Genomic DNA, 24,663 nt, shown 5'->3' with positions numbered 1-24,663 from the left:
TTCCCACGGGGCCGCGGGCCACCGGCTACCGGTCACCGGCAGGGGCGGGTCCGCTCCGCTACTTGGGCCCCTTCGGGTGCCCCGGTCCGCGCCCCTTGCCGTCGGAGTTGCCCGGCTTCGACGCGCTCGGCGCGGCGGACGGGGAGGCGGCCGTGGCGGTGGGCGGAGGGCCGGAACGGATGGCGGCCTCCGTGACGGAAGGGGCCGAGGGGCCGGCGGACCCGGTTTCTCCCGCCGGGGCGCCCGGCGGGGCCGCCACGCCGGCGGACGGCGCGCCGGCGTGGCTCCCGGTGTCCGGGGAACCGGAGGGACCGGCCGACGACCGCGGGTCCGTCGGGCCGGCGGACCCGTCCGGCACCGACCGCGTCCCGCTCTCCTTGTCCCGGGCGCCGCCCGAGAACGACCCGGAGAACGAGAAGCCCACGATCAGTGCCGCCGCCGAGACCGCGCCCACCGCGCCGACGGCGACCAGCCCGCGGCGCGACCGCCACCCGCCCGGCTCGCGCGGCGCCCGCCGCCGTCCCGGTCCGGCGCCGCGCCCCGGCGCCGCCGGGGGGACCGGCCTCGGGACCGGCGCCGGCTCGGCGCCGTCGATCCGCGGCAGTTCGCGCGTCTCGTCGTAGGCGTTCTGCCAGCCGTGCGCGACCGCCGGATCGGCGTACTCGTCGTAGGCGGGCGTCGACTCCGCCCGCGGGTGGTACACCTTCGGCCCCTCCCACGACGCGCCGGCCGCACCCGCGCCCCGGGCACCGGCCGTCCCGTAGGCGCCGTACGTGCCGTCGTCCTGCGGAGCCCTCCCCATGGCCGCGCATTCTAGAGACGGAGGGGGCCCAGGGGACAGCCGTCGGCGATATCCACCCAAACCTCCGCGTCTCGCGTGGTGGAAAACACGACCCATGGAGCGTTACCGGGCCGTAAGCTCCCTGACATGCAGGTGATCCAGTCGACCAAGCTCGCCAACGTCTGTTACGAGATCCGGGGCCCGGTTCTCGAGGAGGCGATGCGCCTGGAAGCGGCAGGCCACCGCATCCTCAAGCTGAACACCGGCAATCCGGCCGCGTTCGGCTTCGAGTGCCCGCCCGAGATCCTGGAGGACATCCTCCGCAACGTCTCGTCGGCGCACGGCTACGGCGACGCGAAGGGCCTGCTGGCCGCGCGCCGGGCGGTGGTCATGCACAACCAGACCCTCGGCATCGAGACGGACGTCGAGCACGTCTTCATCGGCAACGGCGTGTCCGAGCTGATCGTGATGGCGATGCAAGGGCTGCTGGACGACGGGGACGAGGTCCTCGTACCGGCGCCCGACTACCCGCTGTGGACCGCGGCGGTCTCCCTGTCCGGCGGCACCGCCGTGCACTACCGGTGCGACGAGCAGTCCGACTGGATGCCCGACCTCGCGGACGTGGAGCGCAAGGTCACCGACCGGACCAAGGCGCTCGTCATCATCAACCCGAACAACCCGACAGGCGCGGTCTACGACGAGGCGATGCTGCGGGGCCTGACCGACATCGCCCGCCGGCACAACCTGCTGATCTGCTCGGACGAGATCTACGACAAGATCCTGTACGACGAGGCCACCCACACCCCGACCGCCAAGGTCGCCCCGGACCTGCTCACCCTCACCTTCAACGGCATGTCGAAGGCGTACCGGGTGGCCGGTTACCGGGTCGGCTGGATGGCCATCTCCGGGCCGCGCGCCCACGCCGACTCCTACATCGAGGGCCTGACGATCCTGGCGAACATGCGCCTGTGCGCGAACATGCCGGGGCAGCACGGGGTGGTGGCCGCGCTCAGCGGCCGCCAGACCATCAACGACCTGGTCCTGCCGGGCGGGCGGCTGCGGGAACAGCGGGACGTGGCGTACGAGCTGCTGACCCAGATCCCCGGGGTGAGCTGTGTGAAGCCGAAGGGGGCGCTGTATCTGTTCCCGCGCCTCGACCCGCAGGTCTTCAAGATCAAGGACGACCGGCGGATGGTCCTGGACCTGCTGCGCCAGGAGAAGATCATGGTCGTCCAGGGCACCGGCTTCAACTGGCCCGAGCCGGACCACTTCCGGGTGGTGACCCTGCCGTCGGCGGGTGATCTGCGGTCGGCGATCACCCGGATAGGGAACTTCCTGGACGGCTACAGCCAGCCGTAGGAAGTTTTCAACTTTAGACGAGATCTAAGCTAGGATGGTTTCCTGACAGCTTCAGGAAGGCGTCCCCATGTACGAGCCGATCCGCACCAAGTCGGTCCACAGCACGGTGGACGGCCCCAACCCCGGTTTCCCCCACCGTTCCCGTGAGGAAGAGCTGGACATCCAGCTCGCGGGGCATCTCGCCGCGCTGCTCGCCGTCACGGACGAACTCCGCGCACTGGCACCGTCGGCCGGGCTGGACACGGCGGCCGACCGGCTCGCCGGGCAGGTTTCGCGGCTGCGGGGCGGCCTCGCTCCGGCCCGTGCGGTGGCCTCCGGCGGACGCGAGCGTCACCTCACCGCCCTGCACCGGCGGGCGCACGCCCTGGCCGGGCGGGCCCTGGTCGTCGCGGCGTCGCGCGCCGACACGGCCGCGGCGATCCTGTCGGCGGAGCGCATGGACGCGCACGCCGCCGCCCTGGCCGACCCGAGGGAACTGAGCGCCGCCGGCTGACCCTCCCGCCAGGGTCCCCCTGAACGGCCCCGGTCCGCGTGCACCCGCAGCGACGCGCGGACCGGGCGCCACGGTTTCAGTACGCTGACGGCATGGAGTGCGCGAAGACGCGCGCGATCGCCGAGGAGCTCGGCGCCTGTGCCGAGCGGCTCGAAGGAGCCTGGAGCGTCGAGATCGGCCCGTCCGGTCCGATACCGGCCATGACGTGCCCGTCGAAGCGTCACGCGGGCACGATCCGCCGCATCTGCAAGCAGCTCGACGACCAACTCCGCACCACGCATCCCGGTCACATCTGTGCGAGCGGCCCCGAGACCGAACACCCCGCGATCGGCCGCATGCGCCTCCCCGACGCCGCCGTCAGGCCGAGCACGTCCTCGACGAGGAGGGCCTCGCCGTCGACGCCACGCAGGTGCTCGCGGTCGTCGAAGTCATCTCGCCGTCCAACCCGAACGACGACTGCATCGAGAAGCTCGCCGACTATCCGGCCATGGGCATCGACCACTACCTGATCGTCGACCCGCGCACCGGGACCGTCGAGGTGCACTCCGAGCCCCGCAAGGGCCGCTACACCCGCAAGGACCCGTACATCTACGGGGACAGCGTGCCGTTCGGTCCCTGGACGGTGGAGACCGCCGACTTCCGCCGTTACGGCAAGGCCGGGAACACCACGGACTGACCGGGAACCCGACGGACCGGCCAGGAGCAGCGCGGAGGCGGCGGCGCGTGGCCGGAGGACACGGGAGTGCTCTCGGCCCGCACGCGGGCGAAGGCCTGTCGTCACCGTTCTCCCGTCGGGGCGGACGGGAGCGTGACGACAGGCCCGGGCCCCGTACGCCGTTGTACGGAACCTCGCCGGTACGGGGGGCGTCACCGCGGCCGGCCGTGACGATGTCGCTGGTCAGGGCATACTCGGAGACCGGCCGCGGAGCCTGTCGGGCGGGCTCAGCCCAGGCGCTGCACCAGCGCCCGGTACTCGTCCCACAGTTCCTTCGGGGTGTGCTCGCCGAAGGTGTTGAGGTGGTCGGGGACCAGGGCGGCCTCCTCGCGCCAGACCTCCTTGTCGACCGTGAGCAGGAAGTCCAGGTCGGACTCGGCCAGTTCCAGGCCCTCGGTGTCGAGCGCGTCCTTCGTCGGCAGGATGCCGATCGGGGTCTCGACGCCCTCGGCCTTGCCCTCCAGCCGCTCCACGATCCACTTCAGGACCCGGGAGTTCTCGCCGAAGCCGGGCCAGACGAACTGACCCTCGTCGTTCTTGCGGAACCAGTTGACGTAGTAGATCTTCGGGAGTTTCGCCGCGTCCTTGCCCTTGGCGACGTCGACCCAGTGACCCATGTAGTCGCCCATGTTGTAGCCGCAGAACGGCAGCATGGCGAACGGGTCGCGGCGCAGCTCGCCGACCTTGCCCTCGGCGGCGGCGGTCTTCTCGCTGGCCACGTTGGCGCCGAGGAAGACGCCGTGGTTCCAGTCGAAGGACTCCGTCACCAGCGGTACGGCGGTGGCGCGGCGCCCGCCGAAGAGGATCGCCGAGATCGGCACGCCCTTGGGGTCCTCCCACTCGGGCGCGATGATCGGGCACTGCGAGGCGGGGACGGTGAAGCGGGCGTTCGGGTGGGCGGCCGGGGTCCCGGACTCCGGGGTCCAGTCGTTGCCCTTCCAGTCGGTGAGGTGGGCCGGAGTCTCCTCCGTCATGCCCTCCCACCAGATGTCGTTGTCGTCGGTCAGCGCCACGTTGGTGAAGACGGCGTTGCCCCACAGGGTCTTCATCGCGTTGGCGTTGGTGTGCTCACCGGTGCCGGGCGCGACGCCGAAGAAGCCGGCCTCGGGGTTGATGGCGTAGAGGCGGCCGTCCTCGCCGAAGCGCATCCAGGCGATGTCGTCGCCTATGGTCTCGACGGTCCAGCCCCGGGTGGTCGGCTCCAGCATGGCGAGGTTGGTCTTGCCGCAGGCGCTCGGGAAGGCGGCGGCGACGTACTTGGACTCGCCCTGCGGCGGGGTCAGCTTGAGGATGAGCATGTGCTCGGCCAGCCAGCCCTCGTCGCGGGCCATGACGGAGGCGATGCGCAGGGCGTAGCACTTCTTGCCGAGCAGGGCGTTGCCGCCGTAGCCGGAGCCGTACGACCAGATCTCGCGGGTCTCCGGGAAGTGGGAGATGTACTTGGTGCTGTTGCACGGCCAGGGAACGTCCTCCTGGCCCTCCTCCAGCGGCGCTCCGAGCGTGTGCACGGCACGCACGAAGAAGCCGTCGGAGCCGAGCTCGTCGAGGACGGGCCGGCCCATGCGGGTCATGGTGCGCATGGACACGGCGACGTAGGCGGAGTCGGTGATCTCCACGCCGATCGCGGAGAGGTCCGAGCCCAGCGGGCCCATGCAGAACGGGACGACGTACATCGTCCGGCCGCGCATCGAGCCGCGGAAGACGCCCTGCTCGCCGGTGAAGATCTCCCGCATCTCCGCGGGGGCCTTCCAGTGGTTGGTCGGGCCCGCGTCCTCCTCCTTCTCGGAGCAGATGAAGGTGCGGTCCTCGACGCGCGCGACATCGGTCGGGTCGGAGGCCGCGTAGTAGGAGTTGGGGCGCTTGATCGGGTCGAGCTTCTTGAAGGTGCCCTTGGCCACGAGCTCTTCGCACAGTCGCTCGTACTCGGCCTCGGATCCGTCACACCAGACCACGCTGTCCGGCTGCGTCAGTTCTGCGATCTCGTTCACCCACGTGATCAGTTCCTTGTGGGTGGTGGGGATGACGGGGGGAGCCGCGATGTCGCGCGCCACGATTGCTCCTAAATGAGGGATTTTTTCCTTGTTGCCCCATGGGGGCCGCGACCCGGATGCTTCGCGTCGATTCCCTCTGGCGCTCATCCGGTGCCGACCGCACTCATTTGATCATCCGACGAGTCCGCCCATCTGTCCAGAGGAGCGCCCAAGTGAGCAGAGTGAGGATCGCCACGTGTAAAACGGACACTTTGCGTCCACATGGGATTCGGCAGACGGTCCCTTGACGCGGGGAACCCGGCGCGTCCGCACACAGCCCGTGAGATGATGGACACTCTTTGCCGGTCAACGGATCGCAGCGATCCGTAAGTTACGCCTCCGTAGGTACGATGCCCGCATGAATGCGTCCGCCCCCGACGCGCCCACGGACACGCCGGCCGACGCCGGCGGCGGTCCCGTCGCGCTCTCCCTGCCGCATCCGGTCAAGCCCAAGCTCCGCGGCTGGCTGCACCTGGGCATGTTCCCGGCCGTACTCATCGCCGGCCTGGTGCTCACCGCCCTCGCCGACACCACCAGAGCCCGCATCGCCTGCGCCGTCTACGTCCTCACGGCCTGCCTGCTGTTCGGCGTGAGCGCGCTGTACCACCGGGGCGACTGGAGTCCCCGCATGGACGGCGTGCTGCGCCGCCTGGACCACTCCAACATCTTCCTGATCATCGCCGGCACCTACACCCCGCTGACCATGCTGCTGCTGCCCGACTCCACGGGACGGTGGCTGCTGTGGGGCATCTGGAGCGCCGCGGTGGCGGGCATCGCCTTCCGCGTCTTCTGGGTCGGCGCCCCGCGCTGGCTGTACACGCCCTGCTACATCGCCATGGGCTGGGCGGCCGTCTTCTTCCTGCCCGACTTCATGCGCGCGGGCGGCATCGCGGTCCTGGTCCTGGTGATCACCGGCGGCCTGCTCTACAGCGCGGGCGGAGTGATCTACGCCCTCCAGCGCCCGAACCCGTCACCGCGCTGGTTCGGCTTCCACGAGGTGTTCCACTCCCTCACCCTGGCGGCGTTCATCGCGCACTACGTCTGCATCTCACTGATCGCGTACTAGACCTTCGCAGCCCCTCCCCCGCCCGGGAACGACGGCCACGGCTTGCGAGCCGTGGCCGTTTCGGCACGCGTGCCCGGGCCGCCGGTGCGCGGGACCGCCTCCCTGGTGGCGGCCCTGCCTGCCGGGGGCGTTCCCGCCGGTCACGGCGACCGCACGGGGCCCGCAGGAGGGCACCGCGGCCATGGTCCCGCCCGCCACCGGTGCCGGACAATGACGTGCATGACGGCAGCACGCACCACCGCCCCCGCCGACCGCCCCCCGCTGGGACTGCGTGAGCGGAAGAAGATCAGGACCCGTGAGACGATCCGCGCCGCGACCTACGCGCTGATCAGCGAGCAGGGGTACGACGCCACGACGATCGAGCAGATCGCCGACCGCGCCGAGGTGTCGCCGTCGACCGTCTTCCGCTACTTCCCGGCCAAGGAGGACATCGTCCTCCCGGACGGGTTCGACGACCTCGGCTCGATCCTGCCGGCGGAACTGCGGTCCCGGCCGGTGGACGAGCCGTGGCCGGACTCGCTGCGGTACGTCATGCGCCGGGCCGTCGGCCTCGGAACGGCCGAGGAACCCGAGGTCACCCGGCTGCGGTCGCAGCTGATGGTCCAGGTGCCCGCGGTGCGTGCCCGGATGATGGAGAGCATGTCGAGCACCGGCAGGCTGCTCGCCGAGGCCGTCGCGGCCCGCACCGGCCGCCCGCGGGACGGCCTGGAGGTGCGGGTCTACGCGATGTCCCTGATCGGTGGCCTCGCGGAGATCTCCCTGTACTGGGCCGAGAACGACTTCCGGGACGACCTCCCCGACCTCCTCGACCGCGCCCTGGACGTCATCGAGCACGGCCTCACCCGGGACAAACCCTGAGGGCACAGACGTAGACCGGGGCATGCTCAGGACAACACGACCGGCGAAAAGCGCTCCACCCGCGGTCGCGCGGCCATGACATCCTGACCCGGTGAGCGCAGCAGCAGAGATCCACGTCGAGTTCGCTCCCGAACTGGCCCTTTTCGTCGCGCACCGGCACCGCACCGGCGCCACCCCGGTCGCCACCGACGGCGTCTCCACCCTCGGTCATGTCGTGGAGTCCCTCGGCGTCCCGCTCACCGAGGTCGGCGCGCTGGTCGTGGACGGCCGGCAGGCAGCCGTGTCGCACATCCCGGCGGCCGGCGAATCGGTGCGTGTCCACCCCGTCGAGCGGCCCCAGCGGGTCCCCGGCGCTCCCCTGCGCTTCCTCCTCGACGTCCACCTCGGCACCCTCGCCCGCCGGCTGCGCCTGCTCGGCGTGGACACGGCGTACGAGTCGACGGACATCGGCGACCCGGCCCTGGCCGCCCGCTCGGCCGCCGAGCGGCGGGTCCTGCTCAGCCGGGACCGGGGCCTGCTGCGCCGCCGGGAACTGTGGGCGGGCGCCTTCGTCTACAGCACCCGCCCCGAGGAGCAGCTCCGGGACGTCCTGGACCGGTTCCGCCCCGGGCTCCAGCCCTGGACGCGCTGCACCGCCTGCAACGGCCTGCTGCGGAAGGCCACCAAGGAGGAGCTCGCGGACCTGCTGCACGGCGGGACGCAGCGGTCGTACGACGTCTTCGGGCAGTGCCGGGAGTGCGGGCAGGCGTACTGGAAGGGCGCGCACCACGAGCGGCTGGAGGCCGTCGTGGAGCGCGCCCTGGAAGAGTTCGCGGGCGACCGCTAGCGCTTGCGCACGTCAGCCTTTCCGCAGGCGATCCCGTCCTTGTTCCGGTCGAGCTTGAGCGGGTCGTCCTTGCCGTTGACCTTCAGACGGCCGTAGTCGTTCGCCTTCAGCCAGGCGCAGCGGGCCACCGTGGTGTCCCGCACCTCGTCCGGGAACGTGGTCGGCACACAGACGTTGATCGAGCCGTAGTGCCGGTCGCAGCCGGAGACGGTCGGGCTGACCTTCTGCGAGGTCCGCTTCTTGCCGGGCCCGGTGACGGTGCCGTCGGGCGAGTCGGCGAAGGAGTGGACGTGCGCCGAGGCGTCGGTGGCGCCGAGCGCCTGCGGGCCCTGGAGGTGCACCCACTCGGCCACGGACGGCACACCGTTGGCGTCGACCGCGAAGAGCATGTACCAGCCGGGCGGCGCCAGGTTGGGGTTGCTCGTCACGTTCAGGTCGATGTTGCCGCCGTCCACCGACAGCGGCAGGTCCACGAACCGCTGGTTCGGGTCCGAGGAGTGGGTGACGGCGGCCGGACGGATCAGCTCGGCCTTGGCGATGGGCCGGTCGACGGTGATCCGCTGGGTGTCGCCGTAGTTCCACTCGGTGTCGATCACCGAGGTGATCGACGGACGCGGGCCCTTGAGCAGATACGGCGGCGTGTAGATCGACACGTCGTGGTTCCAGGAGCCGTTGCCCGGGTTGTCACCGGTCGACATCACCCGGCCGTCCGGCAGCAGGAACGAGGACGAGTGGTAGCCGCGCGCCTCGGGGTCGGCGGCCACCGGGTCGAAGGTGTTGGTCGCGGGGTCGTAGATCGACGACTCGTAGACCGGGTCGGCCCGGTTGTGGAGGGCGCCGCCGGTCTCCAGCACCGTGCCGTCGGGCAGCAGCACGGCGGAGACGTACATCTTGCCCTGGTTTCCGGTCTGCGGAACCTTGCCGTTGCCGAGGTCGACGGTGCCCTGCGGCAGCGGCGGGCCGGCGACGTAGGACGGGTCGGCGGTCTTGAGGTCGATGACGTCGGTCAGCCGGTTGGCGTCCGGGTTGGAGTCGATGTTGCCGCCGCCGATGGTGAGGACCTTCTGGTCCTGCGCCGGGGGCAGCAGCACGCTCGCCGACTGGTCGCGCTGGTCCTTGTTCTGCAGACCCGGGATCTGGGTGATGGTGTTGGCGTCGTAGTCGTAGATCGCCGACCCGGTGCCCGGGATGTTGTTGCCGAAGACATGGCTGCCCGAGTAGAACAGCCGGCCGTCCTGCATCAGGATCATCGACGGATACAGACCCCAGTACGACCAGGTCTGGTTGACCTTCCACAGCGGCAGCCACTGCTGCTCCGCGTCCGACCACAGCTCGGCGGCCACCGAGCCGGTCGAGTCCTCGCGCAGCCCGCCGAAGGAGATGACGTCACCGTTGCCGAGGGCGGTCGCCGACGGGTACCAGTGCCCGTCGTTCATGTCGTTGGTCTTGATGTACTTCTCGGTGGCCGGGTCGAAGATGTACGAGTCCTTGTAGCCCTCGTAGCCGTGCCCGCCCGGCACCGGGTACGCCTTGTTGCCGCTCATCACCAGCACGCGCCCGTCCTGGAGCTGCACGTGCCCGGCGCAGAACATGTCCTTCGGCGTGGGGATGACCTTGTAGGTGCCCTTGACCGGGTCGTACACCGCGGAGGTGAACGTGCCCGCCTCGAACTGCTCCTCGCTGTTGCCGGAGCCCGCGATCAGCAGCACCTTGCCGTTGTGGAGGACGACGGAGTGCATGGAACGCACCGGGTTCTCCGTGGGCAGCACGTCCCACCTGCCGTTGGCACACTCCGCGGGCGTGCCCGTGCACACCGGGTCCGGTACCGGGTCGGCGACCTGGTCCATCGTGTAGTCGTCGGTGGTGACCGAGCCCGTGCCGTACACGGACACGCCCCAGGTGATGCGGTCGGTGCCGGCCGGGACCTCCGGGGTGCGGACGGTGGCCTCGGTCCAGTTCCCGGCCATCTCCAGCGTCTTCAGGTCGGTCCAGTACTGCCAGCCGGCGGTCGTGTCGTGCCGGAACAGGGTGAGCGAGGTGTCCGGGGTGGTCGACTTGTACCAGAGCCCGAGGTCGTACTGCTTGCCCGCCGACACGACCGGCGCGCACTCGGCGGACTCCGTGATCAACGCCTTGCGGTCGCCGTCGGCACGGCGGGTGAGCTCGACCTTCATCGCCTTGGAGCCGGTGTGGGCGTCGCCCACGGTCGAGAAGGTGAAGTCGTTGTCCCCCCAGCCGGACTTCTCCCAGCAGTACGGCATGTCACCGGTGCCGGCGGTCTCGAAGCCGGCGTTCTTCACAAGGTTGGCGGCGGTGGCGGACTGGGGTGAGGTGAGGAGGAGGCCGGCGGTGAGTGCCCCCACCCCGACGAGTGCGGTTCTTCTTCGGTATCTGGACAGCTGACGTCTTTTCACACGGCTCTCCTAGCTGTGCTGCTCCCGCGCAGCCCCCTGCGCGGCAGATAAACCAGCGCTTCGGTCGCCACGAAGCGCAGGACGAAGGTCGTCACCAGGGCGAGCGCGGTCGCGGACAGCACGCCCATGCCGAGCCGGTGGACGAACAGCGCGATCAGCGGGATACGCAGCACCAGGTCCGCGTTGGCGAGCAGCGCGAACCGCCCGGCGCGGTCCCACCACCGCCGGTGCCGCCGCCGGTCGCGGAAGAGCAGATGCTCGATGAGGACGAAGTTCCAGGCCACGCCGAGCTGGTTGGCGAGGATCTCGGCCGGTATGTAGTGCAGGCCGCCCGCGGTGAGGGCCCACAGGCCGAGCAGGTTCGGCACGAACCCGGTCGCGCCGATCAGGCCGAAGCCGATCATGCGGGCGACCGGGGAGGCGGAGCGCAGGCCGACCAGGTGGCGCAGGAAGCGCAGGCCCTCCTGGGCGCTGGACTTGGACTCACCCGCGAACCGGTCCTGGAAGACGAACGGCACCTCGGTGACCTGGCGCGGGCGGCTGCGGACGGCGAGTTCCAGGAGGATCTTGTAGCCGAGCGGCTGGAGCACGTCGGCGGTGACCGCGCTGCGGCGGATCGCGAAGAAGCCGCTCATCGGGTCGCTGATGCCGTGCAGCTTGCGCGGGAAGAGCGACTTGGTCAGCCAGGTCGCGCCGCGCGAGACGGCCACCCGGTAGTTGCCCGCCAGTCCGGCACGGCTGCCGCCCTTGATGTAGCGGGAGGCGACGACCAGCCCGGCGCCCGACCGCTCCCCGGTGGCCACCAGCTCCGGTACCAGCGAGGGCGGGTGCTGGCAGTCGCCGTCCATGACGACGACCCAGTCGGACGAGGCCGCCTTGATGCCCTCGACGACGGCACCGCCGAGCCCGCCGACCGGCTCCTCCCGGTGCAGGACGGTGACCGGGAAGGGGCAGTCCTTGGCCGCCTCGTGGATGACCTGGGGGGTGTCGTCCGTGGAGTCGTCCACGAAGACCACCTCGCAGGGCAGCCGGGAGGGCACCGACGCGGTGATCAGGTGCAGGAGTTCGCGGATGTTGGCGGACTCGTTGAAGGTCGGCACCACGATGGTGACGGCGCCCGGCTCCGGCACCTCGACAGCGTGTACGGCCGGATCGTCGAGTCCCTTGGGGACGATGGATTCCTGGCTCATCGGACGCCTCCCACGGCGGTGCCGGTGGTCTGGATCTGCCGGATCTCGATCCGGTCCGCACCGGTGCCGAAGACGGCGACCGGTGTCGAGTGCTGGATGGCCGCCCTGACGTTGGGCAGGTCGACCGCGTCCCGCCGTACCGTCGGCGAGGCGACCACGTAGTCGATGTCCTTCCAGCCGCGCGGCATGGTCTTGGTCACCGCGGGGTCGAGGTCGGCCTTGTAGAACCAGATGACACCGAGCCCGGGCCGGTACCCGGCGTGCACCAGGTCCAGCCACATCGCGTCGTCGACGAGCACCCGCGTGTCCTCGGGGTCCGCCACCTCCGTGGCGAGCCACTTCGAGGCGGCCTGGTAGGGGGCGTTGGCGTCGACGGTGACGGCGGTGCGGGCGCCGTCGTACCACTTCGGTACGACGTAGGCGCCGGCGGCGACGGCGAGGACCGCCGCGAGGGCGTACCGCCCGCCGGTGACCAATCGTTTCTCCCCTTCCGCCCGCCACCTGCGCAGCACGGCGTGGGCGACGGAGGCGGTGCCCCCGGCGAGGACCAGGGCGAGGAAGGGCAGCGCCTGGATGACGTACATCGCGGGCAGGTAGCCGTTGGGGCGCAGGGCCAGCGCGGCGAGGATCGCCACCGTCAGCGCCGGCCCGGCCAGCGCGCGGGCGGTGACCGACCAGCGCCAGGTGGCCAGCAGCAGGAGCGCGCCGGCCAGGCCGCCCAGCGGCAGCACCCGGTCGTAGTACAGCCACGACTGGAAGACACCGTGCGAACCGGAGCCCTGGTCGAGGATGAACCCCGAACCGGGCCGCGTCATCTGGTACTTGACGCCGTCCCAGAGGGAGACGTGCCCGCCGCCGGGCAGCAGCTCGCCCTTGAGGAGGGCGAAGAGGGGGTACGAGAAGCCGATCAGCACGCAGGCGGTGATGGCGCCGGTGACCGCGAACTTGCGGGTGTCCCGGTGGCTGTGCCGCCACATGGTGACCAGCAGCGCGGGCAGGACGACCAGCATCGTCTCCTTGGTGAGCACGGCGGTGGCCGCCGCGATGCCCGCTCCGAAGTGGTGCCAGAGGTGACGGCTCGGGGAGGCGGCGAGGGTGAACGCGAGCAGCGTCCACATCACCGCGAGGTTGTCGAGGAAGATCTCCCGCTGGAGGACGACGGACAGCGGGGAGAGCCCGAACAGGACCATGCCGAGCCCCGCGGCCCAGCGGGGCAGGGACAGCCGGCGGCCCAGCACGTAGACCAGCACCGCGCTGATGCCGCTGACGACCAGCATCATCGCGCGCATCGAGCCGACGGTCATCGACTCGGGGCTGATCATCGAGGGTATCCAGGTCAGCACGGCGATCTGGATCCAGCCGAGCGGCGGGTGGTCGTACCAGTAGGTGTAGTGCGCCAGCCCCCTGCCCTCCTGGACCGCCCAGGCCTGGGCGAGGTAGGTGCCCTCGTCGTCGCTGAGCGTCGGGTAGTCGGCGATGTTCCAGCCCTGGACGACCAGGATCGCCACCAGGAGCAGACCGCACAGCAGCAGGTCGGGGCGGGAGGAGCGCAGTCGGCTGGGCGGAACGTTCCGCCCGGCCGGAGCGGGCGCGGGCGCAGGCTGCCGCTGCGCGGGGACCGTAGGAGTGGTCACCGCGGGAAGGGTGGAGGTCACGCGGGGACGTCCTCTCGGGTCACTTCGGACGGTGTGAGATGCGCGCCGACATGAGTGGTCAGCTCCCAGTCGTTGCGGCCGCGGTGCTCGCGCCAGACGGCGCGGATGGCGGCGCCGGCGAGGAGCACCTGGTAGAAGGGGCCGCCCACGACGAGCTTGAGGTAGTGCACGAAGCGCACCCGCAGGCCGTACTGCTTGCCGAAGTCGTGCAGCCCGACGACCTCGAAGACGAAGGTCACCATGGCGGTGACGAGCGGCAGGAAGGTGATGAAGGCGATGCTGACGGGCACGTCGAGGAAGAGCGCGACGGCCACGTTGAGCGGGATGATCACGCCGGTGAAGGCCTGCATGAACGGCGTCATGAGGGTGTAGCGGGCCAGCAGCCGCTGGCCGAATCCCGGCAGTTGCTTCCAGTCCTTCTTCCGGTACACCTGGAGGAAGCCCTGGTTCCAGCGGGTGCGCTGCTTCAGCAGCGACATCAGCGAACCGGGGGTCTCCTCCTTGGTCACCATGTCGGAGTCGTAGGCGACGACGACCTTCTTGCCGACGCTCGACAGGCGCACGCCCAGGTCGCAGTCCTCGGCGAGGCAGTCGGGATCCCAGCCGTCGGCCTCCCGCAGCACGTCGGTGCGGACGAAGACGGTGTTGCCGCCGAGCGGAATGAATCCTTTCTGCGCGTGCAGGTGCAGCCGCGAGCGGAACCAGAAGAAGTACTCCAGGCAGTTGCGCAGGCTGTACCAGCTGGAGTGGAAGTTGATCAGCTGGACACCGCCCTGGACGACGTCCGCGCCGGTGGTCCGGAACGCGTGGTCGACGTGCGCGAGCAGCTCGGGATGGACCTGGTCCTCGGCGTCGAAGACCCCGACCACGTCTCCGCGGCAGTGCGGGAGCGCGGTGTTCATGGCCTTCGGCTTGTTCTTCTTCTCGTGGGTGTCCACGACGACCCGCACCCGCGGGTCACGGTCCGCCGCGTCACAGGCGACCGCCGTGGTCTCCGGGTCGTCGTGTCCGACGATCACGATGATCTCGAAGTCGGTGTGGCTCGACTCCAGCAGCCGCTGGATGGTGTGGTCGAGCACGGCCTGTTCGTGGCGCGCCGGAAGCAGCAGCGAGAACGACAGGCTCTCCCCGCCGTCCGGTGCGTGGAAGCGCGTGGAGGCGAGCACCTCGGGCGTACGCCACGCGTGCATCTGCCACCACAGAGTGAAGGCCGCCATCCAGAACAGGGCAAGCGAAACAGCAGCGATCAAGACAGACGTCAGCAACAGATCCCCCCAGATCCCAAACCCCCTGGCGCGACGGACTGCCACGTCCGCCACGTCACTGTGCAGAGATTAGGGGGGAACTGTGAAGCGTGGGAGGTGTTCCGATAAATAACATGTTTCGGAACGGTGGGGCGGCTACTGGGAGGTAACCGAACACATGCCTCATTTGGGCAGCCGGAACAAGCCCCTCCGTTCCGACACTCAGCGAGTCAGGGCCGTACGCAAACGCTCCGGATCGGTCGTCGGAGCGTCACAGGTGAAATTACGGCAGACATAGGCGGTCGGTTCACCGCCGGCCAGCGGCCGGTCGGCGAGCAGCGGGAACTCGTCACCGCCCGGGGCGCCGACGGCCACCACCGCGCCGGGGGCGGTGCCCAGCAGCGCCGTGCGGTGCAAAGCCCGCGTGCCGGGGTCGGCCGCCGGTCCGACGACCGCCACCTCCCGCGGCCCGTCCAGCAGCGCCTCGGCGACCGCCAGCCCCCAGCCGACGAAACGCGGGACGCGCGGGCCGAGGGCCTTGACCACACCGAGGGCCTTCTCGGCGGCGGCGCGGTGCGGCTCGGATCCGGTCTGGGCGGCGTAGCTCAGCAGGGCTCCCGCGGCCGCGCTCCAGCCCGACGGGGTGGCGTTGTCGGTCGGGTCCTGCGGCCGGCGGATCAGCTTCTCGGCGTCGGCGGCGGTGTCGTAGAGAGCCCCGGAGTCGTCGGCGAACCGGGTGCGGACATGGTCGAGGAGGAAGCCGGCGAATTCCAGCCACACGCCCTCCCCGGTCACCGAGGCCAGCGCGAGGAAGCCCTCGGCGACGTCCGCGTAGTCCTCCAGCACGCCCGCGTTCGCGCCCGCCTGGCCGTCCTTGCTGGTACGGGCGAGGCGGGCGTACTCGTCCAGGTGCAGCCGCACCAGCAGGTCGGCGGCGCCGACCGCGGCCTCCACCAGGTCGGGACGGTCGAAGTAGGCGCCGGTCTCGGCGAGCGCGGCGATCGCGAGGCCGTTCCAGGCGGCCACCACCTTGTCGTCCCGGCCGGGAGCGGGGCGCCGGGAACGGGCGTCGAGCAGCCGCCGCTTCACCGACTCGACGCGCTCGGCGTCGAACACGACCTCCTGCTGCGGGAGCTGGAGGACGGAGGCACCCTCCTCGAAGGTGCCCTCCTCGGTGACGCCGAAGTACTGGGCGGCCAGCTCGGCGTCGTCCTGGAGCACCGCGCGCAGCTGCTCCGGCGTCCAGACGTAGGCGGCGCCCTCGACGTGCCTGCCGGTCCCGTCGTCGCTGTCGGCGTCCAGCGCCGAGGCGAACCCGCCCTCGTTCGTGCGCAGCTCCCGCACCATGAAGTCGGCGGTCTCCAGGGCGACCCGGCGGGCGAGCTCCGAGCCGGTGGAGCGCCACAGGTGGGCGTAGACCCGGCACAGCAGGGCGTTGTCGTACAGCATCTTCTCGAAGTGCGGCACGACCCAGTCGCGGTCGACGGAGTACCGGGCGAAGCCGCCGCCGAGCTGGTCGTAGATCCCGCCCCGGGCCATGCGCTCACAGGTGTCCCGGGCCATCTGGAGGGCGCCGTCGGAGCCGGTGCGGGCGTGGTGCCGCAGCAGGAACTCGATCACCATGGACGGCGGGAACTTGGGCGCCCCGCCGAATCCGCCGCGCTGCGGGTCGTACTCCCGGGTGAGGCCCAGCAGCGCCTGCGCCAGCTCCTCCTCGCCGGGCGCCCGGCTGTCGCCGTAGGAGATCTCCCGCCCGGCGAGATCCCGGACGATCTTCCCGGCGACCTCGGCGACCTCGTCGTACCGGTCGGCCCATGCGCTGTGCACCCCTTCCAGCACCTGCCGGAAGGAGGGCATGCCGTGCCGGGGCTCGGGCGGGAAGTAGGTGCCGAAGTAGAAGGGCTCGGCATCCGGAGTGAGGAACACGGTCATGGGCCAGCCGCCCTGCCCGGTGGCGGCCTGCACGGCCTCCATGTAGACGGCGTCCACATCAGGCCGTTCCTCACGGTCGACCTTGACGTTGACGAAGTGGGCGTTCATGTACGCGGCGACTGCCTCGTCCTCGAAGCTTTCCTTGGCGAGGACATGGCACCAGTGGCAGCTGCTGTAGCCGACGCTGAGCAGGACGGGAACGTTCCGTTTCCGCGCCTCCTCGAAGGCCCCGTCCGACCAGGGCCACCAGTCGACGGGGTTGTCGGCGTGCTGAAGGAGGTAGGGGGACGTCTCGTGCGCCAGTCGGTTCGGCATGTATCCATCGTGCCCGACAAACGCCGAAGGGTCGCAGGGCGGCCTGTTGCCCGGGCATTCTCCCTCCGTCCGTGCCACCCGATCCGCTCAACGCCATGCAGGCTGGACACGCGAGTAGTCCCAGGAGTGCTTCCCTTTCGCACCGGGCCGGACGACACAGTGAGTGAAGACCGACGCGAGAGTCTTCCGCTTCTCTTCCAGGCCCATCTCTCCGGACTGCCACCGCTGCCGCGTGGCCTCCGGCAGCGCCGTGGAGAAGTGAGCGTCGGCAAGGAGCAGGCGTTCAAGAGCCGCGTCCGCGAGTGGGCCACTGATGCTGCATCTCCCGCAACTGCGGCATGAATACACGTATGGACTCTGCTTGCTTCTTCCTCTCTGAGCACACAGAGCACCGTGGCACACCGGACCATCAGGGCTCTTTGCCCCGCATCGGAGAAAGCCCGTGCCGAGGTGACGGGGGGCGGCTCGGCTTCTGCCGGTGAGACTCGGGGAGCCGCTGCCCCGGTGCATGAACAGACTCCCGGGAGAGATGGTGGCGCACACCGCGTGCCACTGCTCAGGGGTCGCGATGGGCTTCCACTGACCGAGCACTGGTTCACCCGTCTCCGAGACCAGAAGCAGTTGACCTCTGTTGGCCCGGTAACCGCACACTCTCGGTGCGGTGATGATCTGTGTGACCGTCTGGCCATTGGGTCTGCCGCCTCGAGTGCCCGTGACCCCCTGCTCGCACCAGTCACGCGCGATGGCCCGGACCGCCTTCCCCGACATGCGGTCGACCATCGCCTGCTCGACCAGCTTCGCTTCCACGGGGTGGAGGCTGATTCTGTCCTCCTGCCATCCGAAGGGTCGAGGTCCGCTGTGCGGCACCCCCTCCATGGCGCGAGCCCAGTGCCAGTCCGACACACGGCGGCTTCTGACTCGTGTTTCCGTCACTGCCGCGTCCAGTGATCGCACAGCCTCCGACAAGCCCTCCCGCGAGTACGGGTCCCGGACTCCTCGCGGATCGACGTAGATCCGTCCCGGCGAGCAGGTCAGGGCGGCGAGGAACCGGTACAGGTCCTCGGCACGGCGGTACAGGCGGTCGTCGGCGACGCACACCACCCCTTCGATCCGCAGTCCGCTCTCGGTACGCCCCCGCACCAGATCCACGAGCAAGCGGTCGAAACCAGGTCTGTCCACCCCGGCCTTGGACGCACTTCGGCCGTTGTCGGCGTATTCGGCGACGACGGTGCAGCCGTGTTCATGCGCGGTCCGCTGGTTGATCCGCTTCTGATGACGCACGCCATGACCATCTCTGCGCCGGAAGTCCTCCGATGTACGGGCGTAGGACGCGACCGGGATCAATCCGGTCCGCTCACCCACGACAAGGTCGTTCACAGCGCCCCCAGTTCGACAGTCAGCCCGACAGCCACAAGAACGATCGAGTGATCCGAAGGTCACCGATTCGGATTCGTTGATCGCCACCCCCTCGCGCTCCCGCATCCGCCGAAGGACACTGCTGGGCAGAGGAGTTGCCGCCGGAGGGGGACGTGACATGCGGGACAGTCATCGTGCGGAGGCCGAACGGCTGTTGGCGCGGGCCGTGGAGGAGGAGGTGCGGCGCTCCGGCGGGCGGATCGAGGGTGGTGTGCTGCTGTCGCGGGCGCGCGGATCGCTGGACGCCATGGCGCAGACCGCCGCGGAGGAGTACGAGGCCTACACGCGCGCGCTGGACGAGGCGAAGGCGGGGCAGCTCACCTTCGGGCAGCGGTACGCCCAGGAGGGCGGCGGTACGCCCCTGCTGGTGGCGGGCGTCGCGGCGGTCGCGGCCACCGTCGCCGACCTGGCCCTGGGCACCGGCGCGGGCACGGCTCTGGGCGCCGGGCTGGCCGTGGGTGTCGTGGGCGCGGTGGCGACCGTGGTGAAGGTGGCCGGCGTCCATCTGCCCGCCGCGCACCACCGCGCGGGCGCGATCAGCCAGCCCGGCGGCCCCGAGCAGCTGCGGTTGCAGTGGCTGACGGCGCTGGAGGTGCGCGGGATCCGCCCGTTCCTCGACCAGCAGCGGGTGCTGAGCGCGTCCACCGGGCCGAAGAAGGCGGGCCCGCGGCTGAAGGGCTCGGACAAGAGCGCGGCGGCCCGCGGGCGCAGCGTGCTGGAGCAGTCGTTCGGGCAACTCCCGGAGCCGGTCGGCCCGTTCGCGGGGCGCCGACAGGAGATGGCGCGGATCCGGCAGTGGGTGCAGGCGTCCCGGGCGGCCACCGAGACCCGGCCGACGGTGGTCGTGCTGCACGGGGTGTCCGGCAGCGGACGGACGACCCTCGCGGTGCGCGCCGCGCACGACCTGAAGGACTACTTCCGCGGCGCCTGTGTGGTCGACCTGCGCGGCGCAGGCTCGGACGAGCAGCCGCTGTCCACCCGGGACGCGCTGCTGCACCTGCTGAACCGGCTCGGCGCGCCCCGCGAGCAGCTCCTGTTCCGGGAGCGGTCCTCCGCGGACCAGCAGGTCAAGCGGCTGAGCGAGCTGTACCACCAGCATCTGACCGGCCTGCCGGTGACCATCGTCCTGGACGACGCCTCGGACCCCGAGCAGGTCCGCACGCTCGTCCCCGACCGGTCCGACAGCCTGGTCCTGGTCACCTGCCGGGAGCCCCTCACCCTGCCCGCGGACCTCGCCGCCCAGGTGCACCACCTGCCCGTCGAGGCCCTGGACGCGCCCGGCGCGGAGGAGCTGCTGGGGGCGTGCGCCGAGGACAGCTCCGGTCCCTACGACGCCGAGTCCACCGACCGGATCAGGGAGCTGTGCGGCGGTCTGCCGCTGGCGCTGCGCGTCGCGGGCTCGGCCCTGGGGCCGCGGTCGCCCCGTCGGCTGGCCGTGGACCTCGGCGCGTACGGCCCGGTCGCGCCGGCCGAGAGAGTGCTGTGGCTGCGCTACACCGACCAGTCCGAACCGGCCCGCCGGCTGCTGCGCCGGCTCGCGCTGGCCGGGCGCTCCTCGCTCGGCGCCGCCGCGGCCGCCGCGCTGCTGGGCACGGACGAGACGGAGGCGACCCGCCACCTGGTGGCGCTGGCCCGGGCGGGCCTGATCGACCATGTCCGCGGCAGCCGCTACCGCGTCCACGAGCTGGTCCGCGCCTTCGCCCAGGCCCGTCTCCTCGACGAGGAGGAACCGGCCGAGCGGACGGCGGCCCAGGAGCGGCTGATCGTGAACTACGGCGAGCTCGCCGACTCGGTGCTGCGTCTGGTGGACGGCAACATGTCGACCCGCTCGGACCGCTTCAGCCCGCACGGTTTCCACTCGCTGGACGAGGCGCTGCGCTGGCTGGACGACGAGTCGAGCTTCATCACGGCGGCCCTCAGACACGCGGAGGGCGTCAACCAGGAGGCGGTGCTGAACCTGCTGGGCGCCCTGTGCGACTACTGCCTGCTGCGCGGTGACCTCTACCGGCTGGGTGAGATCAGCGAGCTGGCGCAGGCGGTCGACCAGGGCCTGCTGGTCCGTTCGGTGCAGTGGCGCACCGGCATCGCGGCCCGGCAGCTCGGTGAGCTGGACAAGGCGCGTACGACGCTGACGTCGGTGGTCGACCTGTACATGGAGGCCCACCACGACGCGGGGGCGGCCCGCGCCCTGTGCTCGCTCGGCATCACCCTGCACCACCAGGGCAACCTCACCGAGGCGGCGGCCCGCCTCCGCGAGGCGCTGGACCTCCAGGCGGCGCCCGGCCTGGCCACGGACCGCGCCTGGACGATGCACGCGCTGGCGGCGGTGGAACGGGACCGGGCGCACCTGTCCGAGGCCCTGGGCCTGCTGGAGGAGTCCCTGGTGCTGCACCGGGCCGGTGAGTCCGTGCACGGTGAGGCGTGGGCCCACTTCCAGCTGGGCCAGCTCGGCCTGCGGATGGGCGATGTCCCGCGGGCGGAGCGGGAACTGCGCACGGCCCTGGATCTGTACGGCCGCACCCGCGACGCCCGTGGCGAGGCGTGGGCCCTGACCCAGCTGGCCCGGGCCCGGCTGGTCGCCGGTGACGCCGGGGCCGCGCTGGACGCCCTGCACGGGGCCGCCGCCCGCCACCGCGACAACGAGGACGCGCGCGGTGAGGCGTGGACGGTCTACTACCTGGGCCAGGCCCTGGAGGAGACGGGCGACCTCGACCAGGCGGTCCGCGCGCTGGAGCGGTCCCGGACGATGTTCTCGCGGATGCGGGACGTCTACGGTCTGGCCTGCGCCCGCCATCACTCGGCCCGGGCGACCCGGGACCAACGGGCGGCGCAGACCGGCTCGTTGCGCAACTCCGGCTTCGCCCGCCAGTTGCTGGTCGACGCGCGGGCCGACTTCCAGCGGATCGGCGTCGCCCACGGCGAGGCGTGGACCTGCCTGGAACTGGCGGTGGTCGACGCGGGGAACGCCCGTACGCCGCAGGCGCTGGCCCTGTGCGACGAGGCGATCGGCCTGTTCACGTCGTACGGGGACCGCCGGGGCGAGGACTGGGCCCGCTTCCTGCGCTGCACCCTGCTGCCCTACGCGGCTCCGGGAGGTGTGGAGGTCGGCACGGCGGTGGCGCTGGAGGAGCTGGCGCAGCTGGCGCGGGCGGGCCATCCGGTGCGGGACGAGAAGCTGGACGACTATGTGGGGGCGTACCGGTTGCTGCTGGAGCGCGGTGTGAGCCTGGAGGCGGGCTGGCAGGCCTGGCGGTTGGGGATGGTGCCGGGCAGGCATGCCCGGGAGGTGATGGGGGTGGCGGTGACGGCGTCGCGGGCATAGCCGCGGTGCGGGATCCCGGCGGTACGGGGGTGTCCGGTGGAGCGGTTCGCCGAGCGGCACAGGGGGCGTTCTCGTGGAGCGGTTCGCCGAACGGCACAGGGGGCGTTCTCGTGGAGCGGTTCGCCGAGCGGCACAGGAGGTGTCCTGGTCGAGCGGTTCGCCGAGCGGCACAGGGGGCGTTCTCGTGGAGCGGTTCGCCGAGCGGCGTCGGCGCCGCGCCCGCCCGGGTCTCCGTGATCCGGGTGCTGCCGCCCGCGCGGCCGTACCCGCGGGCCGCGCTCGGCCACCGCTTCGTCGGTGTCGACGCGAGCGACGTCCTCGCGCGCGGGCGCGCGGGCGCGCACTCCGACCGGCTGCGGCCGGAGTCCGCCCACCTACCGCCGTCCCTGTCCGGTCACTGCCGGTGACGGGCGCGCGCGGCGGGCGGCTCGTACGCGTACGGGGCTCAGCCCTGCTTCGCCCCGGGCCCGGCCGGGGTGTCCGCGGACGCCGGGGTGTCCGCGGACTCGGTCCCGCGGTCCGGGACCTCCTTGAAGTCGACCTTGTTCATGTGCCGACTCATGGACTTCATCAGGGCCCACACCGCCAGGGCCATCGCCGCGAAGACGATGAAACCGAGGACGCCGGGGGTCACCTTGTCCTCGTCGACCTCCTTGGCGAAGGTGGCGAGGTGCGTCATTGCCAGGTTTGCGCTTGCGCTCATGTCAGGCATTGTCTCGGATGCCCGCAAAGAGGTCGTCCTCGGGGAGGGAGGTATCGACGAGGGACTTCGCGAGCTCGTACTCCTCCGTCGGCCAGACCTCCTTCTGGACGTCCATCGGGACGCGGAACCAGCCGCCGTCGGGGTCGATCTGCGTGGCGTGCGCGATCAGGGCCTTGTCGCGGATCTCGAAGAACTCGGCGCACGGGACGTGCGTGGTGAGCGTGCGCTCGGTCCGCTCGAACTCGTCCCAGCGCTTGAGCCAGTCCGCGTAGGGGGACTCCAGGCCGCGGTCCAGCATCGCCTGGTGCAGCGCCTCGGTGCGCGGACGGTTGAAGCCCTGGTTGTAGTAGAGCTTCCGCGGCTGGTAGGCCGGGCCGAACTCCGCCTCCGGGTACTTCTCGGTGTCCGCCGCGCCCTCGAACGCCACCATCGAGATCTTGTGGGTCATGATGTGGTCGGGGTGCGGGTAGCCGCCGTTCTCGTCGTACGTCGTGATCACCTGGGGACGGAACGAGCGGATCTTCCGCACCAGCTCGCCGGCCGCCACGTCGACGTCCTCCAGGGCGAAGCAGCCGTCCGGCAGCGGCGGCAGCGGGTCGCCCTCGGGCAGGCCGGAGTCGACGAAGCCGAGCCACTCCTGCCTGACGCCGAGGATCTCGCGGGCCTCGTCCATCTCCTTCTTGCGCACCTCGTGGATGTGCTCCTCGATGTACGCGTCCCCCTGGAGCTTCGGATTGAGGATGGAGCCGCGCTCTCCGCCCGTGCAGGTCACCACCAGCACGTCCACCCCCTCGGACACGTACTTCGCCATGGTGGCCGCGCCCTTGCTCGACTCGTCGTCGGGGTGGGCGTGCACGGCCATCAGTCGCAGCTGGTCAGTCAAGACTCAATCCTTGTAGTCGGCGCCCGGTGTGAACGGGTGCGATTCGTTGGGTGCCGTCCCGCGGGACGTCGGTCGGTCGGGGACCTGGGTCAGGGGTGGCGGTCGGGTGACGGGCGGGGGGCTTCTATAGTGACCGAATCGGGGGGCGAATTGTTCCGGGGTCCGGCTCCGGAGGCCCCTTGGGGACCTCGGTCCCGCCCCTGCCGAGAGGACGATCATGAGTACGGCGAGCACCCGACCGCCCGAGGGCCGTTACGGCCGCTCCTCGGACGAGCGCGCCGACCACAAGCTCAAGATCGCCGGAGCGGTCCTCGGGGCCCTGCTGCTCGTCCTCATGGGCTACTTCGCGTACCACTACGTCGGCAAGAACAGGATCAGCGCCGAGGTGATCACGTTCAAGCCCGCGAAGGAGTCCGTCGAGGTGCACCTGGAGGTCCGCAAGGACGCCGGCGCCCGCGGCTACTGCACCGTGCGTTCCCAGGCGGAGAACGGTGCCGAGGTGGGCCGGGCCGACTTCCGCTTCGACGGGGACGCCACCCGCATCGACAAGGTCGTCACGCTGCGCACGACGTCACCCGGCACCACGGCCGAGCTGCTGGGCTGTCACGCCGACTGACCTCCCACCGGCACCGAGCGGTGACCTGCGCCGACGTGACGTCGACGGCTTATGTCCTCCCCCTTCCGTCCCCGAATTGTTAGGCTCGTGGTTTCGCCCTTCCATGAAGGAACATTCTTCTGGGTAGGGCGATGCTTTGTCTTCCCAGTACCTACGAGGAGCACCTGTGACCCAGACCAGCGAGAACGTCACCTGGCTGACCCAGGAGGCGTACAACCAGCTCAAGGCCGAGCTGGAGTACCTGTCTGGTCCTGCGCGCACGGAGATCGCCGCCAAGATCGCGGCCGCGCGCGAGGAGGGCGACCTGCGCGAGAACGGCGGGTACCACGCGGCCAAGGAGGAGCAGGGCAAGCAGGAGCTCCGTGTGCGCCAGCTGACCCAGCTCCTGGACAACGCCAAGGTCGGCGAGGCGCCGGCCTCGACGGACGGCGCGGTGGCGCCCGGCATGGTCGTGACGATCGCCTTCGACGGCGACGAGGACGACACGCTGACCTTCCTGCTCGCCTCGCGTGAGTACGCGAGCTCCGACATCGAGACCTACTCGCCGCAGTCCCCGCTCGGCTCGGGCGTGATCGGCCACAAGGTCGGCGAGGACGCGCAGTACGAGCTGCCGAACGGCAAGAAGGCGTCGGTCAGGATCCTCAAGGCCGAGCCCTACAGCGGCTGACCGCACCGCCCTGCTTTCGACAGGCCCCCGGCGTCCGACGGACGCCGGGGGCTTCGTCGTGTCCGGGGCCCCACCTTCGTCATGTCCGGGGTCCCACCTTCGTCATGTCCGGGGTCCCACCTTCGTCGTGTCCGGGGTCCCCACCTGTGGTCTTTGACAGGTTCGCGACCGTACTCCA

20 protein-coding genes are annotated in these 24,663 nt (G+C 70.8%); 10 read left to right on the top strand and 10 right to left on the bottom strand.

The genetic code is table 11. The annotated features are described in order from the left end of the window. Positions 1-58: 58 nt before the first annotated feature. Complete coding sequence (locus tag QQS16_RS26270; RefSeq protein WP_286064358.1) at positions 59-802, bottom strand: hypothetical protein; 744 nt, start codon at positions 800-802, stop codon at positions 59-61. Positions 803-928: 126 nt separating this feature from the next. On the opposite strand from QQS16_RS26270, the gene QQS16_RS26265 reads away from it, so the two are divergent. The 3 genes from QQS16_RS26265 to QQS16_RS43570 all read left to right on the top strand — a co-directional run bounded on the left by QQS16_RS26265 (position 929) and on the right by QQS16_RS43570 (position 3,309). Then, entirely contained in the window at positions 929-2,140 is a 1,212-nt protein-coding gene (locus QQS16_RS26265) for a pyridoxal phosphate-dependent aminotransferase (protein WP_286064357.1), read from the top strand. 67 nt (positions 2,141-2,207) lie between these two features. After that, complete coding sequence (locus tag QQS16_RS26260) at positions 2,208-2,633, top strand: SCO4983 family protein (protein WP_286064355.1); 426 nt, start codon at positions 2,208-2,210, stop codon at positions 2,631-2,633. Positions 2,634-3,042: 409 nt separating this feature from the next. After that, positions 3,043-3,309, top strand: coding sequence for a Uma2 family endonuclease (locus QQS16_RS43570; protein WP_353479691.1), 267 nt, complete (start codon positions 3,043-3,045; stop codon positions 3,307-3,309). Positions 3,310-3,575: 266 nt separating this feature from the next. Here QQS16_RS43570 and QQS16_RS26250 read toward each other — a convergent pair whose 3' ends face one another. After that, positions 3,576-5,399, bottom strand: a complete 1,824-nt coding sequence (locus tag QQS16_RS26250) for a phosphoenolpyruvate carboxykinase (GTP) (protein WP_286064353.1) — start codon at positions 5,397-5,399, stop codon at positions 3,576-3,578. Between the two features lie 337 nt (positions 5,400-5,736). On the opposite strand from QQS16_RS26250, the gene trhA reads away from it, so the two are divergent. The 3 genes from trhA (at position 5,737) to QQS16_RS26235 (ending at position 8,128) form a co-directional block, all read left to right on the top strand. Then, positions 5,737-6,444 (top strand): PAQR family membrane homeostasis protein TrhA, encoded by a 708-nt coding sequence (gene trhA / locus QQS16_RS26245; RefSeq protein WP_286064351.1) that lies wholly within the window; start codon positions 5,737-5,739, stop codon positions 6,442-6,444. 219 nt (positions 6,445-6,663) lie between these two features. Continuing rightward, positions 6,664-7,302, top strand: coding sequence for a TetR/AcrR family transcriptional regulator (locus QQS16_RS26240; protein ID WP_286064349.1), 639 nt, complete (start codon positions 6,664-6,666; stop codon positions 7,300-7,302). A gap of 91 nt (positions 7,303-7,393) precedes the next feature. Next, on the top strand, positions 7,394-8,128 hold the full coding sequence (locus QQS16_RS26235; protein WP_286064346.1) for a Mut7-C RNAse domain-containing protein: 735 nt from the start codon (positions 7,394-7,396) through the stop codon (positions 8,126-8,128). Here QQS16_RS26235 and QQS16_RS26230 read toward each other — a convergent pair. From QQS16_RS26230 to QQS16_RS43565, 6 genes are all read right to left on the bottom strand, one after another. Continuing rightward, positions 8,125-10,542 (bottom strand): galactose oxidase early set domain-containing protein, encoded by a 2,418-nt coding sequence (locus QQS16_RS26230; protein WP_502963843.1) that lies wholly within the window; start codon positions 10,540-10,542, stop codon positions 8,125-8,127. The genes QQS16_RS26235 and QQS16_RS26230 overlap by 4 nt on opposite strands. After that, entirely contained in the window at positions 10,539-11,732 is a 1,194-nt protein-coding gene (locus QQS16_RS26225) for a glycosyltransferase (RefSeq protein ID WP_286064345.1), read from the bottom strand. The genes QQS16_RS26230 and QQS16_RS26225 overlap by 4 nt, the downstream gene beginning before the upstream one ends. Next, positions 11,729-13,387 (bottom strand): ArnT family glycosyltransferase, encoded by a 1,659-nt coding sequence (locus tag QQS16_RS26220; protein ID WP_286064344.1) that lies wholly within the window; start codon positions 13,385-13,387, stop codon positions 11,729-11,731. Before QQS16_RS26220 ends, QQS16_RS26225 begins: the two co-directional genes overlap by 4 nt. Next, on the bottom strand, positions 13,384-14,652 hold the full coding sequence (locus tag QQS16_RS26215) for a glycosyltransferase (RefSeq protein ID WP_286064342.1): 1,269 nt from the start codon (positions 14,650-14,652) through the stop codon (positions 13,384-13,386). The genes QQS16_RS26220 and QQS16_RS26215 overlap by 4 nt, the downstream gene beginning before the upstream one ends. Before the next feature lie 201 nt (positions 14,653-14,853). After that, positions 14,854-16,878 carry a thioredoxin domain-containing protein gene (locus tag QQS16_RS26210; RefSeq protein WP_286064340.1) on the bottom strand — a complete coding sequence of 675 codons (2,025 nt, stop codon included), beginning with the start codon at positions 16,876-16,878 and terminating at the stop codon, positions 14,854-14,856. Between the two features lie 87 nt (positions 16,879-16,965). Beyond that, positions 16,966-18,360, bottom strand: a complete 1,395-nt coding sequence (locus tag QQS16_RS43565; RefSeq protein WP_353479690.1) for a recombinase family protein — start codon at positions 18,358-18,360, stop codon at positions 16,966-16,968. Positions 18,361-18,412: 52 nt separating this feature from the next. Here QQS16_RS43565 and QQS16_RS26205 point away from each other — a divergent pair, with 52 nt between their 5' ends. Both QQS16_RS26205 and QQS16_RS26200 read left to right on the top strand, forming a co-directional pair. After that, a complete protein-coding gene (locus QQS16_RS26205) occupies positions 18,413-21,616 on the top strand; it encodes a tetratricopeptide repeat protein (RefSeq protein WP_286064338.1) in 3,204 nt (1,067 codons plus the stop codon). A gap of 233 nt (positions 21,617-21,849) precedes the next feature. After that, positions 21,850-22,023, top strand: coding sequence for a hypothetical protein (locus tag QQS16_RS26200; RefSeq protein ID WP_286064336.1), 174 nt, complete (start codon positions 21,850-21,852; stop codon positions 22,021-22,023). A gap of 38 nt (positions 22,024-22,061) precedes the next feature. On the opposite strand, the gene QQS16_RS26195 is transcribed toward QQS16_RS26200, so the two are convergent. Both QQS16_RS26195 and mca read right to left on the bottom strand, forming a co-directional pair. Continuing rightward, a complete protein-coding gene (locus QQS16_RS26195) occupies positions 22,062-22,328 on the bottom strand; it encodes a hypothetical protein (RefSeq protein WP_286064335.1) in 267 nt (88 codons plus the stop codon). Next, a complete protein-coding gene (gene mca / locus QQS16_RS26190) occupies positions 22,321-23,202 on the bottom strand; it encodes a mycothiol conjugate amidase Mca (protein WP_286064333.1) in 882 nt (293 codons plus the stop codon). The genes QQS16_RS26195 and mca overlap by 8 nt, the downstream gene beginning before the upstream one ends. Before the next feature lie 217 nt (positions 23,203-23,419). On the opposite strand from mca, the gene QQS16_RS26185 reads away from it, so the two are divergent. Together QQS16_RS26185 and greA are read left to right on the top strand one after the other, a co-directional pair. Further along, on the top strand, positions 23,420-23,818 hold the full coding sequence (locus tag QQS16_RS26185) for a DUF4307 domain-containing protein (protein WP_286064331.1): 399 nt from the start codon (positions 23,420-23,422) through the stop codon (positions 23,816-23,818). 166 nt (positions 23,819-23,984) lie between these two features. Next, positions 23,985-24,485 (top strand): transcription elongation factor GreA, encoded by a 501-nt coding sequence (gene greA, locus QQS16_RS26180; RefSeq protein WP_286064330.1) that lies wholly within the window; start codon positions 23,985-23,987, stop codon positions 24,483-24,485. Positions 24,486-24,663 lie beyond the last annotated feature (178 nt).

It is taken from the genome of Streptomyces sp. ALI-76-A (assembly GCF_030287445.1).
GTDB lineage: Bacteria > Actinomycetota > Actinomycetes > Streptomycetales > Streptomycetaceae > Streptomyces.
This window is presented reverse-complemented; position numbering and strand designations above follow the sequence as displayed.

Coding starts and splice junctions, on each gene's coding strand:
- QQS16_RS26270 (WP_286064358.1), bottom strand. CDS start 802: ATGGGGAGGGCTCCGCAGGACGACGGCACGTACGGCGCCTACGGGACG.
- QQS16_RS26265 (WP_286064357.1), top strand. CDS start 929: ATGCAGGTGATCCAGTCGACCAAGCTCGCCAACGTCTGTTACGAGATC.
- QQS16_RS26260 (WP_286064355.1), top strand. CDS start 2,208: ATGTACGAGCCGATCCGCACCAAGTCGGTCCACAGCACGGTGGACGGC.
- trhA (WP_286064351.1), top strand. CDS start 5,737: ATGAATGCGTCCGCCCCCGACGCGCCCACGGACACGCCGGCCGACGCC.
- QQS16_RS26240 (WP_286064349.1), top strand. CDS start 6,664: ATGACGGCAGCACGCACCACCGCCCCCGCCGACCGCCCCCCGCTGGGA.
- QQS16_RS26225 (WP_286064345.1), bottom strand. CDS start 11,732: ATGAGCCAGGAATCCATCGTCCCCAAGGGACTCGACGATCCGGCCGTA.
- QQS16_RS26210 (WP_286064340.1), bottom strand. CDS start 16,878: ATGCCGAACCGACTGGCGCACGAGACGTCCCCCTACCTCCTTCAGCAC.
- QQS16_RS43565 (WP_353479690.1), bottom strand. CDS start 18,360: ATGCGGGAGCGCGAGGGGGTGGCGATCAACGAATCCGAATCGGTGACC.
- QQS16_RS26205 (WP_286064338.1), top strand. CDS start 18,413: ATGCGGGACAGTCATCGTGCGGAGGCCGAACGGCTGTTGGCGCGGGCC.
- QQS16_RS26195 (WP_286064335.1), bottom strand. CDS start 22,328: ATGCCTGACATGAGCGCAAGCGCAAACCTGGCAATGACGCACCTCGCC.
- QQS16_RS26185 (WP_286064331.1), top strand. CDS start 23,420: ATGAGTACGGCGAGCACCCGACCGCCCGAGGGCCGTTACGGCCGCTCC.